Source organism: Burkholderia sp. Bmkn7, from assembly GCF_041103175.1.
Classification (GTDB): Bacteria; Pseudomonadota; Gammaproteobacteria; order Burkholderiales; family Burkholderiaceae; genus Burkholderia; species Burkholderia cepacia.
The window spans coordinates 1,982,302-1,999,246 of record NZ_JBGCUH010000003.1 but is presented as its reverse complement, the minus strand read 5'-3'; the positions used below and the strand labels follow the sequence as shown (position 1 = coordinate 1,999,246).

Here is a 16,945-nt window from a genome sequence, read left to right as displayed (position 1 = left end):
TCCCTCATCGATAGCAGGACGATACGCCGTCGCTGGTCAGCAACGTACGGTACATCTCCGGGCGGCGATCGCGGAAGAAGCCCCACGACTGCCGGTCGGCGCGGATCGCGTCGAGATCGAACGTGTGCACGAGCACCGCCTCGTCGGTGCGGTTCGCCTCGGCCAGCTTCTCGCCAGTGTGATCCGCGATGAAGCTCGACCCGTAGAACACGCCGGTGAGCCCCTGCTGTTGCGGATTGCCGTTGCCGAAGCCGGCTTCGCGGCCGATCCGGTTGGCCGCCACCACCGGCACCATGTTGGCGGCCGCGTGGCCCTGCATCGTGCGCTGCCAGTGGCCGGACGAATCGAACGCACTGCTGAACGGCTCCGAGCCGATGATGGTCGGAAAGCACAGGATCTCCGCGCCCATCAGCGCGAGGCAACGCGCCGTCTCCGGATACCACTGGTCCCAGCAGATGCCGATGCCGATCCGGCCGAAGCGTGTATCCCACACCTTGAAGCCGGTATCGCCCGGTGTGAAATAGAACTTCTCCGTATAGCCCGGCCCGTCCGGGATATGCGTCTTGCGATAGACGCCGAGCACGCGTCCGTCCGCGTCCGCCACGGCGATCGAGTTGTACGCGGCATTGCCCGCGCGCTCGAAGAAGCCGATCGGCAGCACGACGCCGAGTTCGCCGGCCAGCGCCGCGAACCGGGCGATCTGCGCGTTGCCTTCGAACGGCTGCGCGAGTTCGAGATGGCGCACGTTCTGGTCGAGACAGAAGTACGGCATCGCGAACAGTTCCGGGCACAGCACGAGATTCGCGCCCTGCGCGGCGGCCGCGCGGATCAGGCGCTCCGCGGTGGCCATGTTGTCTTCGAGATTCCAGCTGCCCGACGCCATCTGGACGGCGGCGACGGTGATGTGTTTGGACGGCATTGCGATTGCTCCTCGATGGAACCGGAAACCGCTGACGGGACGTCGCTCAGTGCGCGACGGACGGCTGCTGCTGCGTCGAACAGTGGATGCTGCCGCCGCCGATCGACAGCGTCGGGATCGGCAGCATCTGCACCTTGCGCGTCGGGAACGCCCGGCTGAATGCGTCGCGTGCGGCCTCGTCCTGCTCGACGCCGAATGCGGTCACGATCACCGCGCCGTTCACCAGAATGTAGTTCGCGTAACAGTCGCAGTAGCGCTCGGAGCCGAAGCGTTCGCTGACGATCGGCGACGGCAGGTCGAGCAGCTCGAAACGGCGCCCCGCCGCATCGGTCGCGAGCTCCAGCGCGCGGCGGTTTTCCCGCATCACGCGGAAATAGTCGCCCTGCTCCGGCAGCGCGGTCTGGCACAGCATCCGGCCGGGTGCGATGAACGACGCGATGCCGTCCACGTGCCCGTTCGTCTCTACTTCGTCGGGGTTGCCCGGCAGCCACACGATCTTCTCGACGCCCAGCATGCGGCGCAGCTCCGCCTCGATCTCCGCGCGGCTCAGGTGCGGATTGCGGTTGGGATGCAGCAGGCAGCTCTCGGTCGTGACCAGCGTGCCCTGCCCGTCGACGTAGAACGAGCCGCCCTCCAGCACCATGTGCGAATTGAAGATCTCGGCGCCGGCCGCGCGCGCGATGTCCTGTCCGGCCTGCTGGCAGCCGTCGTACGGCTGGTACTTCTCGCCCCAGCAGTTGAAGCGGAACACGGCCGCGCCCAGCCCGCGCCGTTCGCTCACGAGGAAGATCGGCCCGCAATCGCGCAGCCAGTTGTCCTCGGCCGCGACCGGCAGCACGTCGACGCTCGGGCCCACCAGTTCGCGCGCGGCGTCGGCCTGGCTGTGGTGCACCGCGACCACGCAGCGCTGATAACGCGCGATCGTGCGCGCGACCAGCGCGAATTCACGGCAGACCTGCGCGTAATGCGTTCCCCACAGGTCCTCGCGATTGTCGAGCACCGGCCAACCGAGCCACGTCGCGTGCATGGATTCCCATTCGGCTGGCATCCGGTAACCGCGCTGGCGAGCATCAAAGCGACCCATCGATCCGACTCCGTTGTGATTGATGAGCGATTTTCCATCAGGTTAAACTTGATGAATATTGATATTTTTTGGCCGAATCAATTAATCCACCTCATATCTCGATGCAACGCGTTCCGTCCCTGAAACTACTGACCGGCTTCGAAGCCGCGGCCCGGCTGGGCAATTTCTCGCGCGCGGCCGACGAGCTGCACCTGTCGCAGTCGGCGATCAGCCATCAGATCCAGCAACTCGAAGCGCAGCTCGGGCAACCGCTGTTCCGCCGGCGCGGCCGCGGCGTCGAGCTGACCATCGCCGGCGAGGTCCTGCAGCGCAGCGTCCAGCGTGCGATGGACACGTTGCGCGGCGGGCTCGACCGCATCGCGACCTACCTGAACCCGGGGCTCGTCGTGCTGGTGTGTCCGGCGCCGTTGCTGCACGGCTGGCTGCAGCCGCGCCTCGAGCAGTTGCAGCAGGCGCTGCCGGACCTGTGCCCGCTGCTGTCGACCGACGAAACCGCGCGCTACGTCGACGAGATCGACGTCGACATGACGATCGGCACGCGGCCGATGCTGCAGCCGGGCCTGGTCGATATCCCGTTCATGCGGGACGAATGGGTGACGGTGTGCGCGGCGCCGCTGGCCGAGACGCTCGCCCGCGTGCCGCGTGCCGAACACGCGCGGCACGCGGGGCTCGTCTGCCTCGAAACGAGCCTGACCGACGAGCGCATGGCGACCGTCTTTCGCGAGCAGCTGTCGGATTTCCGGATGCAGGCGATCTACGACGACCAGCGGCTCGTGCTGGACGCCGTGCAGCGCGGCCGCGGCATTGCATGCCTGCCGCGCCTCGTCGCGCAGGCCGGCCTCGACCAGCACACGCTGACCGTGCTCGCCGACTACCCGCGCCTGCCCGGCACCACATGGTGGCTGTCGCGGATGGAAGGCCCGTCGCGCTCGCCGATCGTCGAGCAGATGTTCGACTGGCTGGTCCAGCAGGGCATCCTGTCGAGCGTGGCCGACCCGGCGCCCGACCATGCGCCGCCTCCGCCCGCGTAATCGAACGCCGAAAAAAAACGTCCCGCCGGCTGGCGGGACGTTCGTCATGAGGCGAATGCGTACGATGCGCAGCCGATCACGGCTCGTGACGCAGGTACCCTTCCTTGCTCGGATCGCGCATCCGCCACGACACGATCAGCGAGATCGCGCACAGCACGGTCACGTACCAGTAGAAGGTTTCCTCGCTGCCGATCGACTTGAACCACAGTGCGACGTACTCGGCCGAGCCGCCGAAGATCGCGTTCGCGACCGCATACGACAGGCCGACACCCATCGCGCGCACTTCCGGCGGGAACATCTCGGCCTTGATCAGCCCGCTGATCGACGTGTAGAAGCTGACGATCGCGAGCGCGACCGTGATCAGCACGAATGCCGCCACCGGGCTCGTCACGTCCTTCAGCGCGTGCATCAGCGGCACCGTGCCGATCACCGCGAACGAGCCGAACAGGATCATCGACGTGCGGCGGCCGATCCGGTCGGACAGCGCGCCGAACACCGGCTGCATCAGCATGTAGACGAGCAGCGCGACGGTCATCACGTTGCTGGCCGTCTTCGCATGCATGCCGGCCGTGTTCACGAGGTACTTCTGCATGTACGTCGTGAACGTATAGAAGATCAGCGAGCCGCCGGCCGTGAAGCCGACCACCGTGAAGAACGCCCCCTTGTGCTGCCACACGCCGCGGATCGTGCCCGCGTTTTTCTTGTCGCGCGATTCGGACGTCGACGTCTCGTCGAGCGACTTGCGCAGGTACAGCGAGATCAACGCGGCCGCCGCGCCGACCACGAACGGAATGCGCCAGCCCCACGCCTTCAGTTCGTCGCCCGACAGCGTCTGCTGCAGGATCACGAGCACGAGCAGCGCGCACAGCTGGCCGCCGATCAGCGTCACGTACTGGAACGACGCGAAGAAGCCGCGGCGGCCCTTCAGCGCGACCTCGCTCATGTAGGTCGCGCTCGTGCCGTATTCGCCGCCCACCGACAGCCCCTGGAACAGCCGCGCGACCAGCAGCAGCGCCGGCGCGAGCGCGCCGATCTGCGCGTAGGTCGGCAGCACCGCGATCACGAGCGAGCCGCCGCACATCATCAGCACCGAGATCATCATCGCGTTGCGGCGGCCGTGGCGGTCGGCGATGCGGCCGAACAGCCAGCCGCCGATCGGACGCATCAGGAAGCCGGCCGCGAACACCCCCGCCGTGTTCAACAACTGCGTCGTCGTGTTGCCGCTCGGGAAGAATGCCGGCGCGAAGTACAGCGCGCAGAACGAGTAGATGTAGAAGTCGAACCACTCGACGAGGTTGCCCGACGATGCGCCGACGATGGCGAACACGCGCCGCCGGGTGTCATGCGCGGACAGCGCAGCTTGTTCGGTCTGGACGTCCATGGATTGGTCTGTTCCTTGTAGTACTTTCTGGGCGAGGCGGCTGGGCCGCCGCGTGCGATCGAACGTGGCACCGGTTCCGGCGCACGGCGCTACGGGATTTTAGCGAAATGTAAAGTAACAGGCTCTCCGGGTTCGTCCGGATGTAGAAAATTTTTCTCCCGCCATGCGTTCGTCATATGAAAACGCCAGCCCGCGGGCTGGCGTTCGGTGCAAACTTTCCGCAGGCGATGTTCAGATCCGCACCTCCGGCGGCACGTAGCGGCACTCGTAGCGCTTGCGCACGGTACCGGCCTCGTCGACGCTTTCCAGGAACACGTCGAATTGCCAGAGCCGCGCCATGTGCTTGAGCACTTCGTCGCTGTCGTTCGACAGGTGACGGTTGTCGGTCATGAAGTGGCGCAACGTGAGACTCCGGTCGCCGCGCGTGTTCACCGCCCACACCTGGATGTTCGGCTCGCGGTGATGGATGTCGTACTGCCTCGACAGTGCCTGCCGCACATACTGGTAGCCCGAATCGTCGTGGATCGCCGACACCTCGAGCGAATCGCGCATGTCGTCGTCGAGCACCGAGAAGAGCCGCATGTCGCGGATCAGGCTCGGCGACAGGTACTGCGCGATGAAGCTCTCGTCCTTGAAGTTGCGCATCGCGTAGTGCATCGCCGGCAGCCACGGGGTGCCCGCGATCTCGGGAAACCACTTGTAGTCTTCCTCCGTCGGCGCTTCGCAGATCCGCCGGATGTCGCTCATCATCGAAAAGCCGAGCGCGTACGGGTTGATCCCGCTGTAGTACGGTTTCGTGACGGGCGGCTGGTAGACCACGTTGCTGTGCGAATGCAGGAACTCCATCATGAAGCTGTCTTCCAGCTTCCCCTGGTTGTACAGCGTATTCAGCAGCGTGTAGTGCCAGAACGTCGCCCAGCCTTCGTTCATCACCTGCGTCTGCCGTTGCGGGTAGAAATACTGGCCGATCTTGCGCACGATGCGGATCACTTCCCGCTCCCACGGTTCGAGCAGCGGCGCATTCTTTTCCGCGAAATACAGCAGGTTCTCCTGCGGCTCGGGCGGATAGCGGTCTTCCTGCTCCTCCATCAGCTCGGGCTTCTTGCCCGGCAGCGTGCGCCACAGTTCGTTCACCTGCGACTGCAGGTACGCCTCGCGTTCACGCCGCAGCGCGGCCTCCTTCGACAGCGAAGGCTTCTGCGGCCGCTTGTAGCGGTCGACGCCGTAGTTCATCAGCGCATGGCACGAATCGAGCAGTTCCTCGACACGATCGAGCCCGTAGCGCTCCTCGCATTCCGCGACGTAGTTCTTCGCATACACGAGATAGTCGATGATCGCGTGCGCGTCGGTCCACAGCCGGAACAGGTAGTTGCCCTTGAAGAACGAGTTGTGTCCGTACGCCGCGTGCGCGATGACGAGCGCCTGCATCGTCATCGTGTTCTCTTCCATCAGGTACGCGATGCACGGGTTCGAGTTGATGACGATTTCGTACGCGAGGCCCATCTGGCCACGGCGGTAGCTCTTCTCGGTCGACAGGAAGTGCTTGCCGAACGACCAGTGACGGTAGTTGACGGGCATCCCGACCGACGCATACGCGTCCATCATCTGCTCGGCGCTGATCAGTTCGAGCTGGATCGGGTAGATGTCGAGCTCGTATTGTTCGGCGACCTGCGAGATGTGCGTGTCGTATTCCTCGAGCAGTTCGAACGTCCAGTCGGACGGGCACGGCAGCGGCTTGCGTTCGGCAACGTTCATACGCGCTTCCTTTTGCCCTGGGCCGGGCAAGTCGGCGGCCGGCGGCGGCGGTTCGGCCTGCGCGCTTTGCTGCGGTGCGGCAGGGCCGGCCGTGTCGTCGCCGGAAGGGCGCGGCGCGTAGCCGCGCGACTCGTTGTGCAGATGGCGGGTCGTCATGACATTTCCACCTGCTTTTCGAACAATTCGCGAAACACCGGGTAAATGTCGGCAGCCGATTCCACTTTTTTCATCGCGAGATGCGGCTGGGACAGGGCCAGTTGCGCGTATTCCAGCCACAGGTTCTGCTCTTCCGGCGCGACCTGGATATACGCGAAGTAACGCACCTTCGTGAGGATATCCTCTTCCAGGATTTTGCGACACTTGGGCGAATCGTCAGTCCAGTTGTCGCCGTCGGACGCCTGTGCGCCGTAGATGTTCCACTCGGTCGGCGAGTAGCGCTCGTTCATCACCTTGCGCATCAGCTCGAGCGCACTCGACACCACCGTGCCGCCGCTCTCGGTCGAATGGAAGAAGGTGTCCTCGTCGACTTCCTCGGCACGCGTGTGGTGGCGAATGAACACCACCTCGATGCGCTCGTAGTTACGCTTGAGGAACAGGTAAAGCAGGATGAAGAAGCGCTTCGACAGATCCTTGCGCTGCTCGTCCATCGAGCCCGACACGTCCATCAGGCAGAACATCACGGCCTGACTCGACGGTTGCGGCTGCTTCACGCGGTTGATGTAGCGCAGGTCGAACGGATCGATGAACGGAATCCGCCAGATGCGCCCCTTCAGGTGATGGATCTCGGCCTCGAGCACCGCGATCTCCGCGCGCCGGTCTTCCGGGTCGCTCTTCATCGCCTCGAGCTGCGCCTCCAGCTCTCGCAGCTCGTTGACGAGCGGCGAGCCGAGCGCGATGCGACGCCCGAGTGCGCTGCGCAGCGAACGCACGACGTCGATGTTGTTCGGCGTGCCTTCCGCCGACCATCCCGCGCGCACGTTCTTCCAGCTCGGCACCGTCAGCAGGTGCGTCTTCACGAGGCGAGGCAGTTCGAGATCGTCGAAGAAGTACTGCATGAACTCGTCGCGCGACAACTCGAACACGAAGTCGTCCTGCCCTTCGCCCTCGTTGCTCGCCTGACTGCCTCCGCCACCCGAGCCGCCCTGCGGGCGCGGGATCTTGTCGCCGCGCACGTAGTCCTCGTTGCCGGGGTGCACGTATTCACGACGCCCGCCAGGCGCGTGCCGGAAATTCGGCTCCGCGATGTCCTTGCGCGGGATCGTGATGCTCTGCGTGCTCTGGATATCCTTGATGCTACGGTCGCGCACCGCGTCGGACACGGCACGACGAATGTAGTTCTTGACGCGACGCAGAAAGCGTTCGCGGTTGGCGATACTCTTGTTCTTGCCGGCCAGCCTGCGGTCGATGATTTGATGAAGCACTCCCGGTCTCCCGCTCGAAAGTCGATCTGCCGGGGCACTCGCCGCGCATGCCGTCTGCCGTCATGCGGGCGGCGCCTCTGAAGGCGCCCGTACGGTCTCGCCGTACGGGCGCGGTACCGCGCGCGTCATGATGACTTGCGCACGCGCAGGTACCAGTCGCAAAGCAGCCTCACCTGTTTCGGCGTATAGCCCTTCGCGACCATCCGGTTCACAAAGTCCTCATGCTTGCGCTGCTCCTCCGCCGAACCCTTCGCGTTGAACGAAATCACCGGCAACAGTTCCTCGGTGTTCGAGAACATCTTCTTCTCGATCACGACGCGCAACTTCTCGTAGCTCGTCCACACGGGGTTCTTGCCGGCGTTCGCCGCCCGTGCACGCAACACGAAGTTCACGATCTCGTTGCGGTAATCCTTCGGATTACTGATGCCGGCCGGCTTCTCGATCTTCTCCAGCTCCGCGTTCAGCGCGGCGCGGTCGAAGCTCTCGCCCGTATCGTGATCGCGGAATTCCTGGTCCTGGATCCAGAAGTCCGCATACGTGACGTAGCGGTCGAAGATGTTCTGGCCGTACTCCGAATACGACTCGAGGTAGGCCGTCTGGATCTCCTTGCCGATGAAATCCGCGTAGCGCGACGCCAGCACGTCCTTCACGAAGGACAGATACTTCTGCTCGGTTTCCGGCGGGAACTGCTCGCGCTCGATCTGCTGCTCGAGCACGTACATCAGGTGCACGGGGTTGGCCGCGACCTCGCTCGAATCGAAGTTGAACACGCGCGACAGGATCTTGAACGCGAAGCGTGTCGACACGCCCGTCATCCCTTCGTCCACGCCCGCGTAGTCGCGGTATTCCTGGTACGACTTCGCCTTTGGATCGGTATCCTTGAGGTTTTCGCCGTCGTACACCTGCATCTTCGAGAACAGGCTCGAATTCTCCGGCTCGTGCAGGCGCGACAGCACCGAGAACTGCGACATCATCTTCAGCGTGCCCGGTGCGCAGACAGCCTCGGCCAGCGACGAGTTGCGGATCAGCTTCTCGTAGATCTTCGTCTCCTCCGAGACGCGCAGGCAGTACGGCACCTTCACGACGAAGATCCGGTCGAGCAGTGCCTCGTTGTTGCGGTTGTTGCGGAACGCCTTCCATTCCGACTCGTTCGAGTGCGCGAGGATGATCCCGTCGAACGGAATCGCGCCGAAGCCCTCGGTGCCCTTGAAGTTGCCTTCCTGCGTGGCGGTGAGCAGCGGGTGCAACACCTTGATCGGCGCCTTGAACATTTCGACGAACTCGAGCAGGCCCTGGTTCGCGAGGCACAGGCCACCGGAGTAGCTGTACGCGTCGGCGTCGTCCTGCGCGTACTGTTCGAGCTTGCGGATATCGACCTTGCCGACCAGCGACGAGATGTCCTGGTTGTTCTCGTCACCCGGCTCCGTCTTCGCGATGCCGATCTGCCGCAGGATCGACGGATAACGACGCACTACGCGGAACTGGCGGATGTCGCCGTTGTATTCGTGCAGGCGCTTGACGGCCCACGGACTCAGGATGTTTTTCAGGTAGCGGCGCGGAATGCCGTACTGTTCCTCGAGGATCGGGCCGTCTTCGTCGTAGTCGAACAGCCCGAGCGGCGATTCGTTGACGGGCGAACCCTTCAGCGAATAGAACGGCACGCGCTCCATCAGTTGCTTGAGACGCTCGGCGATCGACGACTTGCCGCCGCCCACCGGGCCAAGCAGATAGAGGATCTGCTTCTTCTCTTCGAGCCCTTGCGCAGCGTGACGGAAATATGCGACCACCTGCTCGATCACTTCCTCCATTCCGTAGAACTCACGGAATGCGGGATAGACCTTGATGACCTTGTTCGCGAAGATCCGCGACAGGCGCGGATCGTTGCGGGTATCGATGTGTTCAGGTTCCCCGATTGCTGCCAGCATGCGTTCACCAGCCGTCGCGTACGCGGATGGATCGTTCTTGCAGAGCGCGAGATACTCCTCCAGCGAGAGCTCTTCCTCTCGCGTTTTTTCGAAGCGGTTCGCGAAGCTGCTGTAAATATCCATGCTACCTCCCTCGCCTGAGTCTGAAGACGTGCCTGCCTTCGTACGACTGCGCAGAAGCAAGCGCGTTCGAATTCATCCTAAACCCTTTCTTATTTTTTTTCACGAACTCTTCGTATGAAGTTCGTCATTCTCGACAACACCGCTTGGACAACGCATTTCGTCGTTTTACAATCGATCTCCCGAGCCGCAGAAACTGCATCCGTCGCGTCTCGTCGAACAACGGAACGTCTTGTGCGTTGGACACATCCGACGTCGTCACTTCCTCCCTCATCCCTATACGTTCGAGCAGCCGTTTGCGACGACACGTTGCGCGCGCCGTTACAAATTTTTTTCGCAGCGCCCTTACGGAAATACCCGTACGACGGATGCGGGCACTTCACTCACACCTGTGCGCACCTCAGTCGATGCAGAGCGTTCGATGCACGCAACCTTGCACGATCGTCGTTCATGTACGTCGTCTGTCACATTTCTCCACCGCAGAAACGACAACGCCCGCGTGTTGCGGGCGTCGTTCGCTACCAAATGGGATACCAAATGGGGATAGATACGCGGCGCGCGCGAATCAGAAGGTTTCCCAGTCGTCCGCGCCACCGGTAGCGGCCGCCTGCGCGGGCGCAGCGGCGGCCGCGACGGGCTTGCGCACCGGTGCCGGCGCAGCCGCGCGTTTCGGCGGGGCATCGCGATCGTCGCGCGCAGCAGCGACCGGCACGGCAACCGCGGCGGAAGGCGCACGCGGCGCGTGACGCACTGCAACCGGCACCGCAACCGGTGCCGCGGCACCCGGCCGCGACGTGTCGTCGGCGAGCTGGAATACCGCTGCCGTTTCACGCAGGCGCCCGGCCTGTTCGTCGAGCGACTGCGCGGCGGCCGCGGCTTCCTCGACGAGCGCCGCATTCTGCTGCGTGACCTCGTCCATCTGCGCGACCGCGCGCGCCACCTGGTCGATCCCGCCGCTCTGCTCCTCGGATGCCGCCGCGATCTCGCCCATGATGTCCGTCACGCGCTGCACCGCACCGATCACGTCGCTCATCGTGCGCCCTGCCTCGTCGACCAGCGTGGAACCCGACCGGATGCGCTCCACCGACGCGTCGATCAGCACCTTGATCTCCTTGGCCGCGGCCGACGAACGCTGGGCCAGGCTGCGCACCTCGCCCGCGACGACCGCGAAACCGCGGCCTTCCTCGCCGGCCCGTGCGGCTTCCACTGCTGCGTTCAGCGCAAGAATGTTGGTCTGGAACGCGATTCCCTCGATGATCGCGATGATGTCGGCGATCTTCGCCGAGCTGTCGTTGATCTCGCCCATCGTGCCGACCACCTGGCCGACCACCGTATTGCCCTTGTTTGCAATCTCCGACGCATTCGCGGCCAGCGAACTCGCCTGGCGTGCATTGTCTGCGTTCTGCTTCACGGTGCCGGTCAGCTGCTCCATGCTCGACGCGGTTTCCTGCAGCGCCGCGGCCTGCTCCTCGGTGCGCGACGACAGGTCGATGTTGCCGGCCGCAATCTGGCGCGCCGCGGTCGCGATCGACTCGCTGCCGCCGCGCACGGTGCGCACCGTATCGACGAGCCCGCGCTGCATCTTGCCGAGCCCCTCGAGAAGCTGGCCCATCTCGTCACGCCGGTCCACGACGATCGGCCGGCGCAGGTCGCCGGCGGCAATCGCGTCGAAATGCGCGAGTGCGTCGGCAATCGGGCGGCCGATCGCACGGCTCAGCGTCAGCCACGACACCACCGCGGCGGCGAAGCCGGCCGCCAGCGCGACGATCGCCAGCACACGCAGCGTCTCGTACACCGATTCCGCATGATCGAAGTTGGCTTGCGCGTCACTGAACTGGAAGTTGCGCAACGCCTCGCTCGCCGTCGAGAGGTCGGTGTAGCGCGCCTGGAGCTGCTTGGCGCCGTCGCCGATGCGGTCGGCCTGATTCGCGCCGAGCACGCTCGCGAACGCGTCGCACTCGTGCTGCAACGCCTGCCGCTTCGCGGCGACGTCCTGTGCGATGCGATCCTCCTCCGGGCCGCGCGGCAACGCGAGGTACTTTTGCCACCAGGCGTCCGACTGCGCGCGCATCCCGCGGCTTCGCTCGATGGCAGCCGCCGCATCGGGCGTGCCGGCCAGGAGCGCCGCCCGGTCGAGGGCCAGCCGTTCGCGCGCCGAGTAGATCTCGGCAATCGAGACATCGACCGCGCTTGGCATCTGATTCGTGAAGATCTCGCGCGTCGTGCCGTTCGCGCGCGTCATTCCATACACGCCGAGCCCACCGATCACACCGAGGAGCACCGCCAGAAACGCCATCGTGAAACCGATGCGCGCACGAATCGTCAGGTTTTTGAACGCCATCATCCTTCCTGTGTTGCGTCGTAATGGACGGGACGGACCCGTCGCTTCGAAGCATTGCTTCACCTGATGCATTTACGACCAGACACCGCGCAACTTGATGGCGTTTCCGCTATTTTTTCGAATTATTCGTCTGTTTATTACAAATAGCTGAACGAAAATACGTACATCACCGTGCACTGGCGTGCACGGCGATCAGTCGCGCTCCGTTGCCGGCGTGCAGCGCGGATACGCGGCCGGCCGTCGTTTGCGCCGAACCGGCCGCGATACGCGATCCGGCCCTATCCTGCCCTATCCGGCCAGTTCGGCAAGCGTGGGAATCGACGGTTGCGCGCCCGCCCGCGTGACCGACAGTGCCGCCGCGCGTTGCGCGAAGCGGATCGCGGTGTCGACGTCCGCGCCGGCCGCGAGCCGAGCGGAAAAGCCGCCGATGAAGGTATCGCCGGCCGCCGTCGTGTCGACGGCCTGCACGGCAGGCGCCGGATAATGCCGCGCGGCGCCGTCGGCCGTCAGCGCAAGCACACCCCGTGCGCCCAGCGTGACCAGCACGTTGCGCGCGCCGCCAGCCTGCAGCGCGCGGGCGGCGGCTTCGGCCTCCGCGGGGTCGCGCACCGGCAGCGCGGTCAACGCGGCCGCCTCGACCTCGTTCGGGATCAGGTAATCGACGAGCGGCAGCCAGCCGTCCGGCAGCGGCGCGACGGCCGGGGCCGGATTGAGCACCACCGTGCGGCCGAGCCGCCGCCCGGCCGACAGCGCCGCGAACACCGCATCCGGCGGCGTCTCGAGCTGGCAGATCACGACGTCGGCCGACGCCAGCGCGGCCTCGTGCCGCGCGACCGTATCGGTCGTGACCTCGCCGTTGCCGCCTGCGACGATCACGATCGCGTTCTGGCTCGCATCGTCGACGACGATCAGCGCGACGCCGGTCGACGCCGACGCGCTCGTCGCGAGCCCCGCGCAGTCGATCCCCTCGGCTTCGAGGCCCGCACGCAGTGCCGCGCCGTGCGCATCCGCGCCGACGCAGCCGATCATCGCGACCTGCGCGCCGAGCCGCGCGGCAGCGACGGCCTGGTTGCCGCCCTTGCCGCCCGCCGCCTGCGCGAACGCATGCCCGGCGAGCGTTTCGCCGGGCAGCGGCAGGCGCGGCGCGCGCACGACGAGATCCATATTGAGGCTGCCGACCACCGTCACGCGGCCGGCGCCCGCCGCGGGCGCCGTCATGCGCGACCGCCGGAAGCCGGCGGCTCGCGGTAGATCGCCGTCGATTCACGCAGCACGAGACGCGGCGACACGACGCGACGGCGGCTCGGCACGGCCGACGAGCCGCCGCCGATGCGCTCGATCAGGGTCTGCGCGGCCATTTCGCCGAGCGCGCGCACCGACTGGCCGACCGTCGACAGCGCCGGATACGTGTAGCGGGAGAATTCGATGTCGTCGAATCCGATGATCGAACAGTCGTCGGGCACGCGCATGCCGCGCTCGGCCGCCGCACGCAGCGCGCCGACGCCCATCAGGTCGTTGCCCGCGAAGATCGCGCTCGGCCGCACCGATTCGAACAGCCGCGACGCCGCGTGATAACCGCCGAGGCACGAGAAGTCGCTTTCCGCGATCGCGCCCGGCACGATGTCGACACCGCGCTCGGCCATCGCACGGATGAAACCGTGCACGCGCATCGCGCTGACCGCCGTGTCGGTCGGCCCCGTGATGCAGCCGATCTTCGCGTGCCCGAGCTCGAGCAGGTGGCGCGTCGCCAGGTACGCGCCGCGCTCGTGGTCGATCTGCACGAGGTCGGCCGCGAGCCCCTCGATGTTGCGATCGACGACGACGAGCGGCGCATGGATGTCCGCAAGCGTCTGCGCGAGCACCGCATCCTCGCCCGCCGACGCGACGATCAGCCCGTCGATGCGCTTTTCCTGCAGCACGCGCAGGTAGTTGCGCTGCTTCACGGGATCGTCGTCCGAGTTGCAGAAGAACACGCAATAGCCATTGGCCGCGCACTGATCCTCGATGCCGCGCGCAAGCTCCGCGAAATACGGATTCGTGCTGTTCGGCACGACGAGGCCGATGGTCGCCGTCGCACGCGCCTTCAGCGAGCGTGCCACGGCCGACGGCACGTAATTCAGCTCGCGGATCGCGCCCTCGACCTTCGCACGCACATCCGCAGACACCGGCCGCGAGTTGTTCACCACGTGCGAGACGGTCGTAAACGACACGCCCGCCATGGCTGCCACATCCTTGATCGTCGCCATTTCCCGTTTCTCTCTGGTCTGTTCTGTCTGTCTTTCTACCGCACGCGCGTGCGCCGGCTGCGATACGTATCGAGCACGACCGCCACCACGATCACCGCGCCGGTGATGATCCGTTTCGTCGGCTCGTTCGCGCCGATCTGCGCCAGCCCCGCGGCCAGCACCGAGATGATCAACACGCCAAAGAACGTGCTGATCACCGAGCCGCGCCCGCCCATCAGGCTCGTGCCGCCGATCACGACGGCCGCGATCACCTGCAGTTCGAGGCCGACGCCCGCGTTCGGGTCGGCCGCCTCGAGCCGCGAAATCTGGAACAGCGACGCGAGCCCCGCGAGCGCGCCCATCAGCGCGAATACGAGAATTTTATACGGCCTCGGGTTAACCCCGGCAAGTCGGACGGCTTCTTCGTTCGTACCGATCCCGACGAGATAGCGTCCGAACACGGTGCGCGTCAGCACGAACTGGGCCGCGATCATCACCGCGACCGCGATCAGGAACGCCGGCGAGATGCCGAGCGCGATCGGGTTCGACAGGAAATCGAACGCGTCGCCGATATAGGCGGTGCGCGAATTCGTCAGCTGGTACGCGAGGCCGCGTGCGGCCTCCAGCACGCCGAGCGACACGATGAACGACGGGATTCGCCAGCCGACCGTGACTGCGCCCGTCAGCGCGCCCGTGACGGTCGCGACCGCGATGCCGATCAGCGCGGCCGGCAGCGGCCCCCACTGCCATTTCAGCGCGGCGACGCTGACCATCGACGCGGCGAGCGCGAGCACCGAGCCGACCGACAGGTCGATCCCGGCGATGATCAGCACGAAGGTCATCCCGACCGACATCACGACGAGATCGGGAATCTGGTTCGCGATCGTGCTGAACGTATCGTAGGTCAGGAAATGCGAGCTCAGCGTCGAAAACAGCACGATCATCGCGGCAAGCGCGCCGGCGAGCCCGAGATAGTTCGACAGGCCGAGCCGCGTGTCGGACAGCGTGCGCGCGCGGCGCCCCGTCACGTCCTGCTGCGCGCCTGCGTCGGTCGGGGATACGGGAGGCTGGGTCATTGCTGTCGTCCTGTCGTCGAAGTGCCCGGAGCGGCGCCTTGCGCCTGCCCCGCGTCCGGATGCCGTGCGCCGCCCTGCGGCGTCTCGCGGCCGAAGCCGGCGAACGCCGCGGCCAGCAGTGCATCCTGGGTCCAGTTGCCGCGCTCGAACACGGCGGTCATGCGGCCGGCCGACATCACGCCGATCCGGTCGCAGATCAGCATCAGCTCACGCAGGTCGCTCGACACGACGACGAGCGCGCGGCCTTCGCGCGCGAGCGCGCCCATCAAAGTGTAGATCTCGAACTTCGCGCCGACGTCGATCCCGCGCGTCGGCTCGTCGAACAGCAGCACGCCCATGTCGCGCGCGAGCCAGCGGCCGATCACGACCTTCTGCTGGTTGCCGCCCGACAGCTCGCCGACCGCCTGTGCCGCACCGTGCGTGCGGATTCGCAGCGCGTCGATCTGCTGCTCGGCGAGCGCCGTTTCACGCGCGCTGTCGACGATGCCGCCGCGCGCCAGCCGGTCGAGCTGGCCGAGCGACACGTTCGCGGTGATCGACTGCGTGAGCAGCAACCCCTCGCCCTTGCGATCCTCGGTGATCAGCGCGATGCCGTGCTTCACCGCCTCGACGGGCGAGCCGATCCGCACCGGCTTCGGCGGCTGGCCGATCGCGATCGTTCCCGCATCCGGCGCATCCGCGCCGTAGATCAGCCGCAGCAGTTCGGTACGTCCCGCGCCGATCAGCCCCGAGATGCCGAAGATCTCGCCCGCGCGCACCTCGAGCGACACGTCGCGCACCGCCGTCCCGCGGGTGAGGCCCGACACGACGAGCCGCGGTGCGCCGATACGGCGCTCGCCGAGATCGATGTGCTCGCCTATCTCGCGCCCGACCATCAGCGTGACGAGCCCGTCGGACGTCGTCGCCGCCATGTCGCCCGCGTGGACGAGCCGGCCGTCGCGCAGCACCGCGACCCGCTCGGCGACACGCGCGAGCTCCTCGAGCCGGTGCGAGATGTAGATGATCGCGACCCCGCGTGCCTTCAGCCGGTCGATCTGCTCGAACAGCAGCTCGACTTCACGCGCGGTCAGCATCGCGGTCGGTTCGTCGAGAATCAGCACGCGGCAGTCGCCGATCAGGTTGCGCGCGATCTCGACCATCTGCTGATGGCCGATGCCGAGCGCGCCCACCGGCGTATCGGGATCGACCGTGTCGAGCCCGACCTGGGCCATCGCGGCCCGTGCGTCGTCGCGCAACCGCGCGCGATCGATGATCCCGAAGCGCCGCGGCAGGCGGTTCAGGAACAGGTTTTCGGCGACCGTCAGGGTCGGCAGCAGGTTCAGCTCCTGCATCACCATGCGCACGCCGAGCGCCTCGGCCTGCGTCCGGCTCGCCGGCGCATAGGGCTGGCCGCCCAGCTGCATCGTGCCGGCGGTCGGCTCGACGAGGCCGCCGATGATCTTCGACAGCGTGCTCTTGCCGGCGCCGTTCTCGCCCGTCAACGCAAGCGCGTGGCCCGCGTCGAGCGTCAGCGTGACCTCGGCGAGCACGGGTTCGGCATAGGTCTTGCCGATGCCGGATACGGACAGCACGGGAGCGGCTGCGCGGGAGGGTTGGGAAGTCGGGTCCATCGCGATCCTGGTTGCGGCCGCGCGCACGCGGCGCGCGGGTATGACGCTCACAAGTGC

At 66.0% G+C, this 16,945-nt stretch carries 12 protein-coding genes; 1 reads left to right on the top strand and 11 read right to left on the bottom strand.

What is annotated here, in order from left to right:
- Positions 1–4: 4 nt before the first annotated feature.
- Positions 5–919, bottom strand: coding sequence for an N-carbamoylputrescine amidase (gene aguB, locus AB3K92_RS30845; protein WP_021163174.1), 915 nt, complete (start codon positions 917–919; stop codon positions 5–7).
- 46 nt (positions 920–965) lie between these two features.
- Positions 966–2,003, bottom strand: a complete 1,038-nt coding sequence (locus tag AB3K92_RS30840) for an agmatine/peptidylarginine deiminase (protein ID WP_059817137.1) — start codon at positions 2,001–2,003, stop codon at positions 966–968.
- A gap of 101 nt (positions 2,004–2,104) precedes the next feature.
- On the opposite strand from AB3K92_RS30840, the gene AB3K92_RS30835 reads away from it, so the two are divergent.
- Positions 2,105–3,034, top strand: coding sequence for a LysR family transcriptional regulator (locus tag AB3K92_RS30835; protein WP_369466497.1), 930 nt, complete (start codon positions 2,105–2,107; stop codon positions 3,032–3,034).
- Positions 3,035–3,110: 76 nt separating this feature from the next.
- Here the strand turns inward: AB3K92_RS30835 and AB3K92_RS30830 are convergent, their stop codons facing one another.
- The 9 genes from AB3K92_RS30830 to AB3K92_RS30790 form a co-directional block, all read right to left on the bottom strand.
- A complete protein-coding gene (locus AB3K92_RS30830) occupies positions 3,111–4,415 on the bottom strand; it encodes an MFS family transporter (RefSeq protein WP_021163178.1) in 1,305 nt (434 codons plus the stop codon).
- 231 nt (positions 4,416–4,646) lie between these two features.
- On the bottom strand, positions 4,647–6,326 hold the full coding sequence (locus AB3K92_RS30825) for a SpoVR family protein (protein WP_021163179.1): 1,680 nt from the start codon (positions 6,324–6,326) through the stop codon (positions 4,647–4,649).
- On the bottom strand, positions 6,323–7,591 hold the full coding sequence (locus AB3K92_RS30820) for a YeaH/YhbH family protein (protein WP_021163180.1): 1,269 nt from the start codon (positions 7,589–7,591) through the stop codon (positions 6,323–6,325). Before AB3K92_RS30820 ends, AB3K92_RS30825 begins: the two co-directional genes overlap by 4 nt.
- 125 nt (positions 7,592–7,716) lie before the next feature.
- On the bottom strand, positions 7,717–9,639 hold the full coding sequence (locus AB3K92_RS30815; protein ID WP_021163181.1) for a PrkA family serine protein kinase: 1,923 nt from the start codon (positions 9,637–9,639) through the stop codon (positions 7,717–7,719).
- A gap of 562 nt (positions 9,640–10,201) precedes the next feature.
- The gene (locus tag AB3K92_RS30810) at positions 10,202–11,977 is read right to left on the bottom strand and encodes a methyl-accepting chemotaxis protein (protein ID WP_059710310.1); all 1,776 of its coding nucleotides are present in this window, start codon (positions 11,975–11,977) and stop codon (positions 10,202–10,204) included.
- Positions 11,978–12,265: 288 nt separating this feature from the next.
- Complete coding sequence (gene rbsK, locus AB3K92_RS30805; protein WP_021157020.1) at positions 12,266–13,195, bottom strand: ribokinase; 930 nt, start codon at positions 13,193–13,195, stop codon at positions 12,266–12,268.
- Positions 13,192–14,223 (bottom strand): LacI family DNA-binding transcriptional regulator, encoded by a 1,032-nt coding sequence (locus tag AB3K92_RS30800; protein ID WP_027787474.1) that lies wholly within the window; start codon positions 14,221–14,223, stop codon positions 13,192–13,194. The genes rbsK and AB3K92_RS30800 overlap by 4 nt, the downstream gene beginning before the upstream one ends.
- A 35-nt stretch (positions 14,224–14,258) precedes the next feature.
- Positions 14,259–15,278 carry an ABC transporter permease gene (locus tag AB3K92_RS30795; RefSeq protein WP_369466496.1) on the bottom strand — a complete coding sequence of 340 codons (1,020 nt, stop codon included), beginning with the start codon at positions 15,276–15,278 and terminating at the stop codon, positions 14,259–14,261.
- Complete coding sequence (locus tag AB3K92_RS30790; RefSeq protein WP_048020649.1) at positions 15,275–16,888, bottom strand: sugar ABC transporter ATP-binding protein; 1,614 nt, start codon at positions 16,886–16,888, stop codon at positions 15,275–15,277. The genes AB3K92_RS30795 and AB3K92_RS30790 overlap by 4 nt, the downstream gene beginning before the upstream one ends.
- Positions 16,889–16,945 lie beyond the last annotated feature (57 nt).

What these genes read in the sequence shown, in the direction of transcription:
- AB3K92_RS30800 (WP_027787474.1), bottom strand. Translation starts at nt 14,223, where the DNA reads ATGGCGACGATCAAGGATGTGGCAGCCATGGCGGGCGTGTCGTTTACG.
- AB3K92_RS30815 (WP_021163181.1), bottom strand. Translation starts at nt 9,639, where the DNA reads ATGGATATTTACAGCAGCTTCGCGAACCGCTTCGAAAAAACGCGAGAG.
- AB3K92_RS30795 (WP_369466496.1), bottom strand. Translation starts at nt 15,278, where the DNA reads ATGACCCAGCCTCCCGTATCCCCGACCGACGCAGGCGCGCAGCAGGAC.
- AB3K92_RS30830 (WP_021163178.1), bottom strand. Translation starts at nt 4,415, where the DNA reads ATGGACGTCCAGACCGAACAAGCTGCGCTGTCCGCGCATGACACCCGG.
- AB3K92_RS30790 (WP_048020649.1), bottom strand. Translation starts at nt 16,888, where the DNA reads ATGGACCCGACTTCCCAACCCTCCCGCGCAGCCGCTCCCGTGCTGTCC.
- AB3K92_RS30825 (WP_021163179.1), bottom strand. Translation starts at nt 6,326, where the DNA reads ATGACGACCCGCCATCTGCACAACGAGTCGCGCGGCTACGCGCCGCGC.
- rbsK (WP_021157020.1), bottom strand. Translation starts at nt 13,195, where the DNA reads ATGACGGCGCCCGCGGCGGGCGCCGGCCGCGTGACGGTGGTCGGCAGC.
- AB3K92_RS30810 (WP_059710310.1), bottom strand. Translation starts at nt 11,977, where the DNA reads ATGGCGTTCAAAAACCTGACGATTCGTGCGCGCATCGGTTTCACGATG.
- AB3K92_RS30840 (WP_059817137.1), bottom strand. Translation starts at nt 2,003, where the DNA reads ATGGGTCGCTTTGATGCTCGCCAGCGCGGTTACCGGATGCCAGCCGAA.
- AB3K92_RS30835 (WP_369466497.1), top strand. Translation starts at nt 2,105, where the DNA reads ATGCAACGCGTTCCGTCCCTGAAACTACTGACCGGCTTCGAAGCCGCG.
- aguB (WP_021163174.1), bottom strand. Translation starts at nt 919, where the DNA reads ATGCCGTCCAAACACATCACCGTCGCCGCCGTCCAGATGGCGTCGGGC.